19 protein-coding genes are annotated in these 14,854 nt (G+C 63.1%); 7 read left to right on the top strand and 12 right to left on the bottom strand.

From position 1 onward, the window contains the following. Positions 1-7 precede the first annotated feature (7 nt). Genes bhcC through GB880_RS05245 form a run of 3 tightly spaced genes read left to right on the top strand, consistent with a single transcriptional unit; the run spans position 8 to position 3,154 of the window. Entirely contained in the window at positions 8-1,171 is a 1,164-nt protein-coding gene (gene bhcC / locus GB880_RS05255) for a 3-hydroxy-D-aspartate aldolase BhcC (RefSeq protein ID WP_154494502.1), read from the top strand. Next, complete coding sequence (gene bhcD, locus GB880_RS05250) at positions 1,171-2,133, top strand: iminosuccinate reductase BhcD (RefSeq protein WP_154494501.1); 963 nt, start codon at positions 1,171-1,173, stop codon at positions 2,131-2,133. The genes bhcC and bhcD overlap by 1 nt, the downstream gene beginning before the upstream one ends. A 16-nt stretch (positions 2,134-2,149) precedes the next feature. Further along, positions 2,150-3,154, top strand: a complete 1,005-nt coding sequence (locus GB880_RS05245; protein ID WP_154493492.1) for a type I glyceraldehyde-3-phosphate dehydrogenase — start codon at positions 2,150-2,152, stop codon at positions 3,152-3,154. A gap of 46 nt (positions 3,155-3,200) precedes the next feature. Here GB880_RS05245 and GB880_RS05240 read toward each other — a convergent pair whose 3' ends face one another. From GB880_RS05240 to GB880_RS05185, 12 genes are all read right to left on the bottom strand, one after another. Next, the gene (locus GB880_RS05240; RefSeq protein WP_154493493.1) at positions 3,201-3,476 is read right to left on the bottom strand and encodes an I78 family peptidase inhibitor; all 276 of its coding nucleotides are present in this window, start codon (positions 3,474-3,476) and stop codon (positions 3,201-3,203) included. 12 nt (positions 3,477-3,488) lie between these two features. Next, positions 3,489-3,821, bottom strand: coding sequence for a hypothetical protein (locus tag GB880_RS05235; RefSeq protein WP_154493494.1), 333 nt, complete (start codon positions 3,819-3,821; stop codon positions 3,489-3,491). Between the two features lie 74 nt (positions 3,822-3,895). After that, on the bottom strand, positions 3,896-4,540 hold the full coding sequence (locus tag GB880_RS05230) for a TetR/AcrR family transcriptional regulator (protein ID WP_154493495.1): 645 nt from the start codon (positions 4,538-4,540) through the stop codon (positions 3,896-3,898). Positions 4,541-4,727: 187 nt separating this feature from the next. Continuing rightward, complete coding sequence (locus GB880_RS05225; RefSeq protein WP_195840782.1) at positions 4,728-5,168, bottom strand: hypothetical protein; 441 nt, start codon at positions 5,166-5,168, stop codon at positions 4,728-4,730. Then, entirely contained in the window at positions 5,165-6,265 is a 1,101-nt protein-coding gene (flhB, locus tag GB880_RS05220; protein ID WP_154493496.1) for a flagellar type III secretion system protein FlhB, read from the bottom strand. The genes GB880_RS05225 and flhB overlap by 4 nt, the downstream gene beginning before the upstream one ends. Next, a complete protein-coding gene (locus GB880_RS05215) occupies positions 6,262-7,011 on the bottom strand; it encodes a flagellar biosynthetic protein FliR (protein ID WP_154493497.1) in 750 nt (249 codons plus the stop codon). The genes flhB and GB880_RS05215 overlap by 4 nt, the downstream gene beginning before the upstream one ends. Beyond that, entirely contained in the window at positions 7,008-9,095 is a 2,088-nt protein-coding gene (locus GB880_RS05210; RefSeq protein ID WP_154493498.1) for a flagellar biosynthesis protein FlhA, read from the bottom strand. Before GB880_RS05210 ends, GB880_RS05215 begins: the two co-directional genes overlap by 4 nt. Next, positions 9,092-9,367, bottom strand: a complete 276-nt coding sequence (locus GB880_RS05205; RefSeq protein ID WP_154493499.1) for a hypothetical protein — start codon at positions 9,365-9,367, stop codon at positions 9,092-9,094. Before GB880_RS05205 ends, GB880_RS05210 begins: the two co-directional genes overlap by 4 nt. Continuing rightward, positions 9,364-10,230 (bottom strand): flagellar motor stator protein MotA, encoded by an 867-nt coding sequence (motA, locus tag GB880_RS05200; protein ID WP_154493500.1) that lies wholly within the window; start codon positions 10,228-10,230, stop codon positions 9,364-9,366. The genes GB880_RS05205 and motA overlap by 4 nt, the downstream gene beginning before the upstream one ends. Before the next feature lie 3 nt (positions 10,231-10,233). Continuing rightward, on the bottom strand, positions 10,234-10,776 hold the full coding sequence (locus tag GB880_RS05195; protein WP_154493501.1) for a MotE family protein: 543 nt from the start codon (positions 10,774-10,776) through the stop codon (positions 10,234-10,236). Next, positions 10,769-11,116 carry a hypothetical protein gene (locus GB880_RS05190; RefSeq protein ID WP_154493502.1) on the bottom strand — a complete coding sequence of 116 codons (348 nt, stop codon included), beginning with the start codon at positions 11,114-11,116 and terminating at the stop codon, positions 10,769-10,771. Before GB880_RS05190 ends, GB880_RS05195 begins: the two co-directional genes overlap by 8 nt. Continuing rightward, positions 11,113-11,592, bottom strand: coding sequence for a flagellar basal body-associated FliL family protein (locus tag GB880_RS05185; RefSeq protein WP_154493503.1), 480 nt, complete (start codon positions 11,590-11,592; stop codon positions 11,113-11,115). The genes GB880_RS05190 and GB880_RS05185 overlap by 4 nt, the downstream gene beginning before the upstream one ends. A gap of 114 nt (positions 11,593-11,706) precedes the next feature. Here GB880_RS05185 and fliF point away from each other — a divergent pair, with 114 nt between their 5' ends. From fliF to fliP, 4 genes are read left to right on the top strand one after another with little or no spacing between them, the layout of a single operon-like run. Continuing rightward, positions 11,707-13,257, top strand: a complete 1,551-nt coding sequence (gene fliF / locus GB880_RS05180) for a flagellar basal-body MS-ring/collar protein FliF (RefSeq protein WP_154493504.1) — start codon at positions 11,707-11,709, stop codon at positions 13,255-13,257. Next, entirely contained in the window at positions 13,254-13,814 is a 561-nt protein-coding gene (locus GB880_RS05175; protein WP_154550583.1) for a hypothetical protein, read from the top strand. The genes fliF and GB880_RS05175 overlap by 4 nt, the downstream gene beginning before the upstream one ends. Positions 13,815-13,816: 2 nt before the next feature. Beyond that, positions 13,817-14,074, top strand: coding sequence for a FliM/FliN family flagellar motor switch protein (locus GB880_RS05170; protein ID WP_154493506.1), 258 nt, complete (start codon positions 13,817-13,819; stop codon positions 14,072-14,074). After that, positions 14,071-14,793 (top strand): flagellar type III secretion system pore protein FliP, encoded by a 723-nt coding sequence (gene fliP / locus GB880_RS05165; protein ID WP_154493507.1) that lies wholly within the window; start codon positions 14,071-14,073, stop codon positions 14,791-14,793. The genes GB880_RS05170 and fliP overlap by 4 nt, the downstream gene beginning before the upstream one ends. Positions 14,794-14,854: the final 61 nt, after the last annotated feature.

Below are 14,854 nucleotides of genomic sequence, written 5' to 3'. Positions count from 1 at the left end.
GCATCCCATGAACGCGAAGACGGATTTTGCCGGCTACGAGGTCGGCTATGACATCCCCGCCCTGCCGGGCATGGATGAAAAGGATATCCAGACGCCCTGCCTGATCCTCGACCTGGACGCGCTGGAACGCAACATCAAGAAGATGGGCGACTACGCCAGGGCGCACGGGATGCGCCACCGCAGCCACGGCAAGATGCACAAGTCGGTCGACGTGCAGAAGCTGCAGGAAAGCCTGGGCGGCGCCGTCGGCGTCTGCTGCCAGAAGGTCAGCGAGGCCGAGGTCTTTGCCCGCGGCGGCATCAAGGACGTGCTGGTCACCAACGAGGTGCGCGACCCGGCCAAGATCGACCGCCTGGCCCGCCTGCCCAAGACCGGCGCCACGGTGACGGTCTGCGTCGATGACCTGGCCAATATCGCCGAACTCTCGGCCGCCGCGGTCAAGCACGGCACCGAGCTGGGCATCTTCGTCGAGATCGATTGCGGCGCCGGGCGCTGCGGGGTCAAGACCGCCGATGCCGTGGTCGAGATCGCCCAGGCCGCCGCGGCCGCGCCGAACCTGACCTTCAAGGGCATCCAGGCCTATCAGGGCGCGATGCAGCACATGGACAGCTATGCCGACCGCAAGGCCAAGCTGGACGCCGCCATCGCCCAGGTCAAGGAAGCCGTGGACGCGCTGGAGGCGGTGGGGCTGAAGCCCGAATTCGTCTCGGGCGGCGGCACCGGTTCCTATTACTTCGAATCGGCCTCGGGGGTCTACAACGAGCTGCAGTGCGGTTCCTATGCCTTCATGGATGCCGATTACGGCCGCATCCTGGACCAGGACGGCAAGCGCATCGACCAGGGCGAATGGGAAAACGCGCTGTTCATCCTGACCTCGGTCATGTCGCATGCCAAGCCGCATCTGGCGGTGGTCGATGCCGGTCTGAAGGCGCAGTCGGTCGACAGCGGCCTGCCCTTCGTCTACGGCCGCGACGATGTGAAATACATCAAGTGCAGCGACGAACACGGCGTGGTCGAGGATCCGAACGGCGTGCTGAAGGTCAATGACAAGCTGCGGCTGGTGCCGGGCCATTGCGACCCGACCTGCAACGTCCATGACTGGTATGTGGGCGTGCGCGGCGGCAAGGTCGAGACCGTCTGGCCGGTGTCGGCGCGCGGGAAAGCCTACTGATGTATGTCGTTGCCGAAAGCGAGATCGCGGGTCTGATGACCCCCGAGGCGGCCTTCGAGGCGATCGAGGCGGTCTTCGCCTCGATGGCCCGGCGCAAGGCCTGGAACTTTCCCGTGGTGCGCGAGGCCATCGGCCATGAGGACGCGCTCTATGGCTTCAAGGGCGGCTTCGACGCGGCCGGGCTGGTGCTGGGGCTGAAGGCCGGCGGCTACTGGCCCAACAACCAGAAGCACGGGCTGATCAACCACCAGTCCACCGTGTTCCTGTTCGACCCCGATACCGGGCGGGTGCGGGCGGCGATCGGCGGCAACCTGCTGACCGCGCTGCGCACCGCCGCCGCCGCGGCGGTGTCGATCAGGTATCTGGCGCCCAGGGGCGCGCGGGTGCTGGGCATGATCGGCGCCGGCCACCAGTCGGCCTTCCAGATGCGCGCCGCCGCCGCGGTGCATGACTTCGACAGGGTCCTGGGCTGGAACCCGCATCCCGAGATGCTGGGCCGGCTGGCCGAGACCGCCGCCGATCTGGGCCTGCCCTTCGAGGCGGTCGACCTGCCCCGGCTGGGCGCCGAGGCGGATGTGATCATCTCGATCACCTCGTCCTTCTCGGCCCTGCTGATGGACGGCCATGTCCAGGGCCCGACCCATATCGCCGCCATGGGCACCGACACCCGCGGCAAGCAGGAACTGGATCCGGCGCTGCTGGCGCGCGCCCGCGTCTTCACCGACGAGCTCGCCCAGGCGATCAGCATCGGCGAATGCCAGCATGCCATCGACCAGGGCCTGATCGCCCAGGACCAGATCCGCGAACTGGGCGCCGTCGTCGCCGGCATCGACCCCGGCCGCGAAAACGCCGAACTCACCATCTTCGACGGCACCGGCGTCGGCCTGCAAGACCTCGCCGTCGCATCCAGAACACTCGAAATCGCAATCCAGAAGGGAGTAGCGCAAAAGGTCAATATCTGACCAATGGCGCCCGACCATGGCAAAGCGACGGATCAGACTGGCCTTGAACGGTTTTGGACGCATCGGACGCACCATCCTGCGCATTCTGGCGCAGGGTGGGCACGATGATCTGGAACTGGTGCTGATCAACGAGATCGAGTCGCTGGAAACCTGCGCCTATCTGTTCGAATATGACAGCGTTTTCGGTCCCTGGCGCGGCAGCGTGACCACCGCGCCCGGCGCGCTGGTCGTCGATGGCCGTGCCATTGAATTCCGTTCCACCCCGGATCTGCGCAGCCTGGATCTGTCGGGTATCGACATCGTGCTGGAATGCACCGGCCTGACCGGATCGCGGGCGATCATCGCCCGCGGGCTCGAGGCAGGCGCTGCTGCGGTCCTGGTTTCCGGCCCATCGGATCAGGCGGACGCCACCCTGGTGATCGGTGCCAACGATGATCGTCTGGGCGCGGAACGGATCGTGTCGAACGCATCCTGCACGACCAATGCGCTGGCGCCCTTGCTGCGGGTGCTGGACGCCGAATTCGGTGTGCTGTCCGGGCAGATGACTACGGTGCATTGTTATACAGGCAGTCAACCGACCGTGGACAAGCCGCGTGGCGATGCCGCGCGATCCCGCGCTGCGGCCCTGTCGATGGTGCCGACCTCGACCAGCGCCGGCCGGCTGATCGGCGAGGTTCTGCCGCATCTGGCCGGTCGCGTCGCCGCACGCGCCATTCGCGTGCCCACGGCCAGTGTGTCCTGCATCGACCTGACCATCACGACAGCACGCCCGACCCAGGTCGATGAAGTCAATGACCTTTTGCGCGGATTGGCCGAGCATTCGGCCGTCTTTGGCTGGACGGATCGACCGCTGGTGTCAAGCGACCTGCGCGCCCGCAGCGAATCGATCGTTATGGCCGGTCCGGAAACATCGGTCGCGGGTGGGCTGCTGCGTGTGTTCGGCTGGTATGACAACGAATGGGGCTTTTCGTGCCGCATGCTGGACATGGCACGGCTGATGGGCCAGCGCGGGGCGGGCTGATGCAGGGCGCAGGCGCGAAATCGCCCCCGCGCCTTGCAAGGGTCTGTCAATAACAGGCGACCTTGGCGATCCGCCCGTCGGCGCCGATCTCGAAATTCAGACGATCCTGGCGATAATCCATGGTGACCGCATCGCGCGGGCCGATGATCCGCGTGCCCTGCGGCAACTGCATGTCACGCAGCACCAGCCTGGGCTGGCCGACCAGCACCTTGAACTCGCCGGCACGGCAGGCATCGGCTTCAGGCTGCGGCGCCGGTTGGGGCACCTCTGTCTCGAGGCAGGCTGCGAGCAGCAGCGGCAGCATCAGGGCAAGTCTGTTCATGTCGTGCCTTTCTCAACCGCAATCGATATTGTAGATGTTCCCGGCCGCATCCAGGCGGAACACGATGCGCAGCGGATCGTATTCCTGCGGCTCGATCCCGCGATATTCCACAACGCGATATTCGCGTGTCACGCCCAGGCTGGGAATGATGCTTCCCGGCTGGCCCAGGGCCGAGACGTAATTCTTGGCATGGCATGCATCGGGTTCGCGCGATTGCAGCCCGCTGACCCCTGCGACCGGAGTCGGCGGCACGACCTGCGGAACAGGCTCGGGCACCGGTTGCGGCGCAGGGGCGCAGGCGGCCAGAGGGCTGAGGGCAAGAAGCGCGATCAGGGCTCGGTTCATCGGTGGCTCATCCAATACGGGAATTTCGACGTCGCATCATAGGGGCAGCAACGGGGAATGAGAAGAACCCACCGTCATTCCGCCACTGCCGCCAGACCCGCGCGTTCGGCACCATACCGGCTCAGGAACATCTCGACGGCGGCAGCATGGACGCGCTGCAACAGATCCTTGTCCACCGAATCGCGGCCCAGAAACAGCGCACGATCATGGACCGTGGCGCTGGCCAGTTCGATCAGCTGATCTGCGGCTAGCTCAAGGTCGGGAATCGACAGCTCGCCGCGCTGGACGCAACGCCGCAGATAGGCGATCAGCTGTTGGCGCAACAGGAAAGGCCCCGAATTGTAATATTCCTGGGCCAGGCTGGGAAAACGTTCGGCCTCGCCGACGCTGACCCGATAGATGCGCAGCCCGAAATCCGACAGCCGATAGGCCGAAATCAATTGCACGACAAAGGGCAGCACCTTTCGCACCGGCAGGTCGACATCGACAAGGGCACTGGCATCAGCAGCCTCACGCGACAGTTCATGACGGAAAACCTCTATGAACATCATGCGCTTGTCAGGAAAATAACTGTAAAGAGTGGCTTTCGAGACGCCGGCTTCGCGCGCGATCTCGTCCACGCTGGCTCCCTCGAACCCGTCGCGCAGGAATACGGTGCGCGCGCCCTCCAGAACCTGCAGGAACTTTCTCCCGCGCGTTACGGGTGCACTGTTCGACATACACTAACCCCATCACTTCAACACCGGCCAAGCCGAAAACACCATCACAGATTGCGCCAGATCATCCGGATCAAAGCCTTGACCCGGTGCAGCGCCAGCGCCGTCATCGACATAATTAACCAATGTTTGCGTAATTCCGGTTCCGTGCTCAAGCAGCTATTGCATTTGCCCTGGCGACAGGTTGCATTTAGGACATATTGCCGCCGGAAGGCCGCGGATACTGCGTCAGGGATGCCGCGTTCGCGGCACGATCCGCCTCGCGGCGATGGTTTTCGTATTGTTGCCGCGTCTTTTCCTGACGCTTCAGTTCAGCAATCGCCTCGCAGCGACCGAAGGCACGGGCCGCGGTCTGTCGAGACTGTTCATAACCGGGCAGCATACGCTCAAGTTCCGTTTCGGCGGCCGTCAAGGCCTGACACAGCGCCTGGGTCTGGGCATTGGCCAGCCGGGCCTGCTCGAGGCTGAAAGGCATATCGCTCCGGTGCAATGCGCAGATTTCCTCTTGCAAGGCATTGATCCGGGCACGGGCCTGTTCGACATGGCTGCGATAGGCCGCAAAATGGCGCAGCTCCAGATCAGCGCGCAGCTTGGCAACATGATGCAGTCCTGCCAGATCCCCTTGCCTCATCCCTGCCCCCTGCGCAGCGGGATCGTCCAGCCCTCTCTGGCCTTTTTGCGCACTGCCTCGGCAAAGCGGATTGCCGCGGCCACCTGGGCGAAATGTTCGGGACGGATTTCCGCGCCGATATCGACGCTGGCGTGGAGCGCGCGCGCGCAGGGCGGATCCGACCAGATCGGCACGCGATTGTTCATGGCGCGTTCACGGATGCGTCGGGCCACCTCGTCCACGCCCTTGGCAAGGCAGACCGGGGCGCGACCGCTGCCGCGTTTCCATTCCAGGGCGACCGCATAATGGGTTGGGTTGACGATGACCACGTCAGCCTTTTGCACATCCGCCAGCATCGAATTCAGCACCAGATCGACCGCCCTTTGCTGACGCGCGGCCTTCAGATGCGGATCGCCTTCGCTTTCCTTGTGCTCATCCTGAACCTCACGGCGCGTCATGCGATGGCGCCGCAAATAGCTGAAACGTTTCCACACCAGATCGATGCCGGCAAACAGGCCGCCGATGGCCACCCCCGTCCAGACCACGCGGTCCAGCAGCACACCCAGGCCGGCAACCCATTGCCGCTCAGAGAGGTTGCCGCTGGCTGTGAACCACTGCATCGAAATGCGAAACAGCAATGCCCCGGCCAACCCCACCAGCATCACCTTGGTCAGCGACAGCGCGAAGCCGCCAAGTCCGGTGGCGCCGAATTTCTGTTTGGCATTATGGACAGGGCTTATCCGCTTGAGGTCCGGCAGCAGTTTCTTGGGGGTGAACAGCAGTGCCCGGTGCAAGACAATGCCCGCCGCGACCGGTGCGGCCATGATTGCCAGAGCCAGTATGAGTTGCAGAGCCGCCTCTCCCGCCATGGCTCGCATCAGATCTGCGCTGGCGGTCTCTGCCGTTTCTGGCCAGGGTTCGGTCCCCAGGGCGCGGCCTGCCATCTGCACCCAGCGTGGCACCGCCCATGCCCCGGCGAAGATCAATGCCAGCGCAAATCCCAGCCAGCCAAGCGCGGCCTGAAGTTCGGTCGAACGCGGGATGTCACCTTCCTGGCGCGCCTTGCGCAGCTTGCTTTCGCTGGGGTCGAATTGCTTGTCGTCGCTTTCCTCGCTCATCGGACGACCTCCGGCATGGTGTCCAGAACGCTTTGGGCCCATAGCCCCAGAATCGACGGCGACAGCAAGGCCAGCGCCAGCAGCGCCAGCAGGATCGCCGCTGGCGCGGCTATGAACACAACCGGCAGCGCCGGCATCACCTTGCTGACCATGCCGGACAGCGCCTGGAAAAGGAAACCGCCCAGGATGAAGGGTGCGGCCAGCATAAGCGCCAGCAAGAAGCCCTGCTGCACCACACCGACAGCCGCCGGCAACATTTCCTGTATCGCCGGCCAGGCCCCGACAGGGCGCAGTTCAAAGCTGTTGCGCAGCAGTTGGCACACGGCAAGCGGAAAACCCAAAGCCATCAGCAAAGCCAGCCCCGCCAAATGCATCAGATTGCCGATGGCGTGGGGCGAATGTTCGCTGGCCCCCCCGACCAGCTGCGACAGCGATGCCGTGGTCGAAATCGCCATCGCCGCAACGTCCAGTGCCATGGCGAACATGCGCACCAGCATGCCTAGTGCCAATCCGGTAACCACTTCGGCCGCGGCAAGCAGGATCAGCTCTCCACCCGCTGATTGCAGTGGCAGTCCGGAATGCAGCAATGGCGTCAACACCATGGCAAGCCCGGCACGCATTCGCAAAGGCAGAACTCGCTCGGAAAAAACCGGCAATGCCAGCACGCAAGCCTGGATCCTGAGATACACCAGCAACAGGCCCAGCGCCTGATCCGCGTTCACAGAGCCGATAGCTGTCGTCATCATGGCTCGATCGTTCCCAGCGGCCGAAGCGTGGCGGCAGGATCGATTTCGTCCAGCCCCAGCACCGGCAAGCCGATGGCTGAAGCCGTCAGCATCATCCGGATCAGCCGCCGCCGCGAATCGCCAACGGCCAAAACGGGCTCCAGCGCAGGGTCCAGACCACGCAGGGCCTGTCGCACGGCCTCGGCCAGCCGCTTCTGGATCTGCGGAATCGTGTTGACGCCGCCGCGTGCGACATCTGCTTCGGCGCGCGCCAGATCCGCCTCCCACTGGGGGTGAAGCTGCAGGATCGACAGAGACCCCGTATCATCCAGAAACTGTTGGGTAATCTGTCCACGCAGTCGCTTGCGAACCTGTTCGTAGACGGCATCAGGCGTGCCGGCATTCCTCGCTTCGTAAGTGGTTTCGGCAATCAGGATCAGGTTCTTGATCGAGATGCGCTCCTCGAGCAGGTTGCGCAGGACAGCCAGCAACATGTCCGGCGAAAGCTTGTCGGGCAGCATGTTGTCGAAGAACCGCTGATTTGCCTGCGCGCGCTGCTCGTCGGAAACGCCGCACAGCTCTCGGATCATCCGCTGCATCGAGCCAAGGCTCAGCAGACTGGGCAGATTGGATTTCACCACCTCCATCAGATGGGTGGAAAGAACCTCCATCGGCGTGACGACGGTCGCACCGGCGATCGCGGCCTCGTCCTGGGCGGAAGGCAATATCCAGCGCGCAGGGCTTGAATAGACGGGTTCGCGCACCGGCTCGCCAGGAATGTCCTGCAATACCGCCTCATTGCCCAAGGCCAGCACGTTGCGCGGCTGCAGCATGCCCTTGGCTCGCAATACGCCATGCAGCCGGATCACGTATTCTCCCTCGGCAAGGCCGGCCGCATCGGTGATCCGCACATCGGGCAGGATGATCCCATAGCTGCGGGCCACATGCAGGCGCAGATTGGTAATACGCTGACCCAGCCCGCGCGCCGGATCCAGTGCTGACAGGATAAGGCCAGCGCCGATTTCGACAGAGATCTCGTCGCTATCCAGCACATCGCCAATGCGCGCCTGCGGCGCGGGCAGGGGCTGACCAGGCGGCTCGTCCCCGATCTCTGCCGGCATATCAACCTGTCGACGCCGCACGCGCCAGGCCACTGCCACCAAGCCTGCGGCCATGGTCAGGAACACGGGCCAGGGCATACCCGGGATGAGGCACATCACCAGCATCCCGCCTGCACAGATCAAGGGAACCTGCCAGTTTCGCGTGAACTGCTGCACCAGCATGTCGGCGGTCGTATCGGTAGCACCGCCCCGCGACAGCAACAGCGCCGCGGCCATCGAGGTGATCAGCGCCGGGATCTGGCTGACAAGACCGTCGCCGATCGTCAATCTCGAATAGGTATCCAATGCCTCTGCAACGGGCAGCCCATGCACCAATATCCCGGCGGCCAACCCCACGAAAAGGTTGATAAGCGTGATCACCAGGCCGGCTATCGCGTCTCCCTTGACGAATTTCGACGCGCCATCCAGCGATCCGAAAAAGCTGATTTCCCGCTGTTCGCGGATGCGGCGCTGCTTGGCCTCTTCATGGGTGATGGCTCCCGAATTCAGGTCGCCATCGATTGCCAACTGCTTGCCCGGCAGCGAATCCAGGGCAAAACGTGCCGAGACCTCGGCCATCCGGCCGGAGCCTTTGGTGATGACCATGAAATTCACGACAGAGATGACCGCAAACACGGTCAAACCCACCAGCAGCGAGCCGCCGGCAACGAATTGAGCAAACCCTTTTATCACATGCCCCGCCGCATCGGGACCGTTCTGCCCGCTGGTCAATATCAACCGGGTCGAGGACACATTGAGCGACAGCCGCATCAGCAGCGACACCAGCAGCAATACCGGAAACGCCTGGAAGTCAGTCGGTTTTTCCACCAGTGACGCCATTACCAGGATCAGTGTCGCCGTGGCGATCGACAAGGCGATCCCTATGTCCAGCAGTCGGGGCGGCAAAGGCAGGACCATGGATAGCACGATCAGCACCAACAGGCTGGTCACGACCAGAGGCTGCAGGGAAAGCGTGTTAAGCCCGGGCGATGACTGCACAGTCATGGCGCAACAACCCTTTCCTTCGCGGGTGCAAGCAGCCGTTCGGCTGGCCAGGCAGGACCGACCAGCAGGCCCGCCCGGCGCAGGAAAACAAGCACGCGTATCCTTTCGGCGGGCTCAAGCCGCAACAGGCGCTCGTCGAGGTCGCGAGGCAATTCACCACCCGCCAGCAGCAACTCGGTCGCTTCGCGGATCAACACCTCGCCGGTGTCCGACGGCGGAGGTGAAGCAGCGTCCGCGACCAGCGCCGAGGACAGGACCAGAGCCAGGATCATGCCGCCCTCTTGAGTTCGCGTAGCGCATTTTCCAATGCGGTAAACGAGGGACGGACATGTTCGGGCGCCGACTGCCGGCCAACCTCGACGCAGAGGTTGGTGGCATGCTGATGCAGCCCGGCAACCAGAACCGATTTGATCACGTCATAAAACGCCTGATCTTGCTTCATCACGGCGCCCAGGCGTTGCGCAAAGGGTGCTACGAGGGCATAGGCAAGAAAAACGCCAAGAAAGGTTCCCACCAACGCCCCGCCGATCATCTTTCCCAGAACTTCGGGCGGCTGATCGATGGCACTCATGGTCTTGATCACCCCCAGAACCGCAGCGACGATGCCCAGGGCCGGCAAGGCGTCCGCCATGTTCTGCAAGGCATGAGGGGCGTGCATCGCCTCTTCGTTCATCAAGCCGATGCGCTGTGACAACATTTCCTCGACCTGGTAGGGGTCGTCGTAGTTCAAGCTGGCCGAGCGCAAGGTGTCGCAAATCAGCGTCACGGCATTCTCGTCTGCGAGAATGCGCGGATAGGCCCTGAAAATCGCTGAATCCGAAGGATTTTCGATATGCTCTTCCAGTTCGACCGGGTTGGCGCGCGCGATACGCAAAAGCTGGAAAAGCAGGCACAGCACGTCCTGCATATCCGCTTCATGCCAGCGCGAGCCTTTGAGGGATCTGCCGATACCGCTCAACGCCTGCTTTATCACCGCAGTTTCGTTGGAAAGCAGGAACGAACCTATCGCCGCACCCCCGATCATCATCAGTTCGTAGGGCAGCGAATGCAGGATCACCCCCAGCTTTCCGCCGGCCAGTATGTAGCCACCAAAGACCATCGCAAAAGTGACAACGATTCCGATCATGCCAAACATCGGCTATCTCTCCCTTGCGCGAATGGCGCCCATGTAGGACGTCAGCACCGCAGCAGTTGCGGGCTCGATCGCGGCCATGATCCTGGCCCCGGTCTGGGGCTGCACGCGTGCCAGGATCTGGGCGGCAAAATCGGGTGGCAGGTTGGCCAGAACCTGCGCCGCCTGCTCGGGCTTCATCTGGTCATAAACAGCGATCAGCCGCGCGATATCGTCGTTCTGGCTGCGCCGCGCGCCCTGCCGATCGTTGTCCAGCCGCTGGTTCAGCTTGCGCAACTCGATCAGCCGTTCGGTCAACTGCTTTTCCGCAACCGCCAGTTCGGCCTTGCGCCGTTGAATGTCCTGCATGTAGCGGTCGATGCGCAAAGCACGTTCGCGCAGCGTTTCAGCCAAGGCCACAGCCTCGGGCACGTCGCCACATCCCGCCATCAGCTCGGCTGGCTCGGCATGGGCGCGCAACCGCGCGACCCCATCCATCAGCATGACGGCCTGGACCGCAGCAGCCAGCACCATCACTGCCGCAAGAACGGAAAGCAGGCGCCTAGGCATCGGCCGTCACCCTGTCCCGGCGTCTGCGCCGCTGCAGGCGTCCCGCGCGTGATGCGCCAGCTTCGGCGAATTTCTGTTGCAAGGTCCAGAACGCGCGCTCTTCCTTGGCGCGTTCGATTTCCTTGGCAAGCGCATGGGTCGCACCCGTAGCCTCGGCCTTGGCCAGCAGGATCGACTTTTCCAGGCGGCTGATTTCTGCGGTCATCACGGCGATCGCGCCACCAAGTCCGGTTTCCAGATCGTTCAGCTTGCGCAGCCGGCGCGCCAGCATGAAGCAGAACATCGACAGGCAAATGGTAAAGACGATCAACGCCGTCTGCAGGATATGGGCCAATGTCATTGGATCCTGAACTCCGTGATCAGCAAGTCGGTGAAAGCGTCCTTGCCCAGGACGAACACGGCGCGTGTCGCAAGTTCACCGCGAATGATGTCCAGAATTCCGCGGCGTCCGAAGGCAGTTGAATCGACATCGACCAGAAAGGCGTTGAACGCGTCCAGAAGCCGCGGAGTGAGATGCCTGACCTCGGCCTCGTGCGCGGCATCGGTCTCGATCTTGATCGACATCATCAGCGTGCGCAGATCAGGGCCCGCCAATGTCAGGACGATCTGCGGAAGGTCCACGAAATGCGACGTGGTGACGGGTGATTCAGGCACGGCCTGGGGCGGGGCAAGCAACATCCGGGGCGACCAGAATCCCAGAAAGGTCGAGGCAAAGCCGCCCCCGCCCAACAGCGCCGCCAGAGCCAGGATCAGAAGCATCCGTCTGCCACGGCGGGGGGTGCTGGCCGGGGCGCTGCCATCGGCAACATCGGTCATGGTGATTCTCCGTCAAGTTGTGACCGGAATACCAGCTTGGGGCTAACCAATTCTTAATCGGCGCCATGCGATGACTGGGCATGACGAAGCAAAGCCGATTCGAAGGGGAAGGCCTTGGGCAAGCTGCAAGACTACTGGCGCGAACGCAGTTCCAGACAAAAGGCGATCCTGGCGGGCGCCTTTCTTCTCAGCTTTGCGGCCATCTCGCTTCTGGCCTGGTTGTCCGGTCAGCCCAGCATGGCACTGCTGTATTCGGGGCTGGATCCTCGCCAGTCGGGTGCGATCATGGCGGCGGTCGAAAAATCGGGTGTTCGCTACGAGATTCGCGGCGATTCGATCTGGGTCGATGAAAGACGCCGCGATGCCCTGCGCATGACATTGGCTGGCGAAGGCCTGCCTTCGACGGGAAGCTCGGGTTACGAGGTGCTGGACGGAATGTCGGGTTTCGGCACCACCTCGCAAATGTTCGACGCCGCCTACTGGCGCGCGAAAGAGGGCGAGCTTGCCCGCACCATCCTCGCATTGCCGAATATCAAGGCGGCACGGGTGCACCTGGCGGTGCCGGCAGGCCGCGGCTATCGTCGCGAGGCCGAGGCATCTGCATCCGTCACCCTGACCACGGACGGCACTCCCATTACCCGAAACCAGGCCAAGGCACTCAAGTTCCTTGTTTCCTCTGGGGTCCCGGGAATGACCCCCGATCGTGTGGCGGTGATCGACAGCGAGCGCGGTGTGGTCTCGGCGGCGGAAGATTTCTCTGGCGAAGATCGTCAGGCAGAGATGAAGCGCAATGTCGAGCGCATTCTGGAAGCGCATGTCGGCACAGGAAATGCCATCGTCGAAATCAACCTTGATGTCGTTACCGAATCCGAATTGCTGACAGAGCAGCGATTCGACCCGCAGGAACGTGCGTTGATTTCGCAGGAAAGCGAGGAATCAGCCGATCAAAGCAGCAGCACGGCACAGGGTGCGGTAACGGCCGCCTCGAATCTGCCCGACGGCCAGAAGAACAACGAGGACAAAAGCACCGCATCCCGTTCAGAGACGCGGCAAAGATCGAACTTCGAGGTCAGCCGCGTCACGCGTGAGGTCAACCGTCAACCCGGCGCAACGCGGCGCCTTACCGTGGCGGTTCTGGTCAACGGCGTTGCCCGTCCCGGAACTGACGGCCAGCCGCAGCTTGTTCCCCGCGACGAGGCCGAATTGCAGGCATTGCGCGAGCTGGTCGCCTCAGCCGTGGGTTTCGATGAATCTCGGGGCGACGCGATTACGGTGAAATCTCTGCCCTTTGCCAGCTTGACCGAGGCTGGAACCCTTGCCAGCCAGGGGGGGTGGCTGACCAGGCTGGACATCAATGGCATCATCAGAATCCTTCTGGTCGGACTCTTTGCGCTGGCGCTGGCGCTGTTCGTGTTGCGGCCGCTGCTGCGCACCCGCGCGTCGGCAAGTGCGACATTGGACGGCAGCACCCCGCTAGCCGCACTGTCATCCCCCGAAGCGGGCGCCACCGTGGCGACACCCGTGGATGCCACCGACATCGATTTCACCCCCACCGTCGCCGAGACCGACCCTGTCGGGCGCCTGCGGGAACTGATGAAGTCTCGCAAGGAAGAAAGCCTCCAGATCCTGTCCGGCTGGATCGAGAAACGCGAGGATCATGCATGAGAACGGCCAGCCTGCGCCTGGAATCCTTCATCCCTTCTGCCCCTGGCAGGGATCTGCGCGAAACCGAACGGGCAGCAACCGAGGCTTTCGCACGCGGCCTGCAACAGGGGCGCGAGCAGGGGCGCGCGGGCAGTATCGACGATCTGACCCGTCAACTGGGTCAGATCGCAACGCAAATCGCCGAAACCGATGCCCAGCGCACGGCCCTGCGCGCCCAAATTCTGAACGACCTTCAGCCTCTGTTGCTGGCAATCGTCGATACATTGGCGCCGATGTCCAACCGCGCGCGACTGACCGCGGCGCTGAGCGATTTGCTGGCGCAACACCTGGCGACTCAACCGGACTTGCGCATCGTGCTTCGATGCCCCCCGGAACTGCGCGATACGGTGGCAGAATGCGCAAGGCAGTCGGAAAGTGCCGCCATCCAGATAGAGATCGCCGATTTTGTCGAGCCCGCTGTGGAATTGGTCGCCGGACCGTCGCGCAGCCTGATCGCGCCCGATGCCTTTACGGCGGCGCTCCGTGAACTTCTGGCCACCGTATTGAACGAGGAATAGAAATGGACGATCTTGCCAGTCTGATCGCTACCGACCAGATCCAGGTTGAAATCACCATTAGTCTTGGCAGCACCCGACTTTCGGTTGCCGAGTTATCGCGGCTGCGGCCAGATGACGTGCTGACGCTGGATCAGCAGATCTCGGATGGCGTGGAGATCTGCGTTGGCGACAAGGTCATTGCCCGCGGCGAACTGGTGGCGGGCGAGGACGACGATCAGCGCCTGTGCGTGCGCATCCTGGGCCCCGCAGGCGCGACATGAGTCGTCTGTGCTTGCTTCTCTGCCTCGCGCTGATCCCGCAAATCGCGATGGCCCAGGATCTTGCGCCGGGGTTGCAGCAGGCCGATGCCGTGCTCAATGGGGTTGGCCGGCACTCGATAACCCTGCTCGCCGCGCTTACCGCCCTGTCGCTGGCACCCGGCATCGCGGTCATGGTCACCTGCTTTCCCTTTATCGTCACCGTCCTGTCGATACTTCGTCAGTCATTGGGGTTGCAGCAGTCCCCGCCGAACATGCTGATCGTCAGCCTGGCGCTGTTCCTGACATGGTTCGTGATGAACCCCGTGCTTACCGAGGCCTGGACCGTCGCTGGCGCACCGCTGCGCGACGGGCAGATTTCCCTTGAGGAAGCCTTTGCGCGTGGAATTGTGCCCTTTCGTGGCTTCATGGAACATCGCGCCGACCCGGAAATGATCGCCACATTGGCCGAAATCGCTCCTGATCCGCAGGCGCCGCCCGATCGGCTGTCCGTGCTGGTTCCGGCCTTCATGCTCAGCGAGATCCAGCGCGCCTTCGAGATCGGTTTTCTGGTTGCCCTGCCGTTTCTGATCATCGACCTGGTGGTTTCGGCCGTGTTGATGTCGATGGGCATGATGATGGTGCCGCCGGCGGTCGTGGCGCTGCCCTTCAAGCTGGCGTTTTTTGTGGTGGTGGACGGCTGGGGGATGATTGCTGCGGCTCTCGTGCGCAGCTATCAGTGACGCAACGGCAGAATGGTCAGGAACCCCTGTCCGAGGATAGTCCTGCCGCCGAAGGACATGC

The sequence above is a fragment of the Paracoccus sp. SMMA_5_TC genome, assembly GCF_009696685.2.
GTDB lineage: Bacteria > Pseudomonadota > Alphaproteobacteria > Rhodobacterales > Rhodobacteraceae > Paracoccus.
This window is presented reverse-complemented; position numbering and strand designations above follow the sequence as displayed.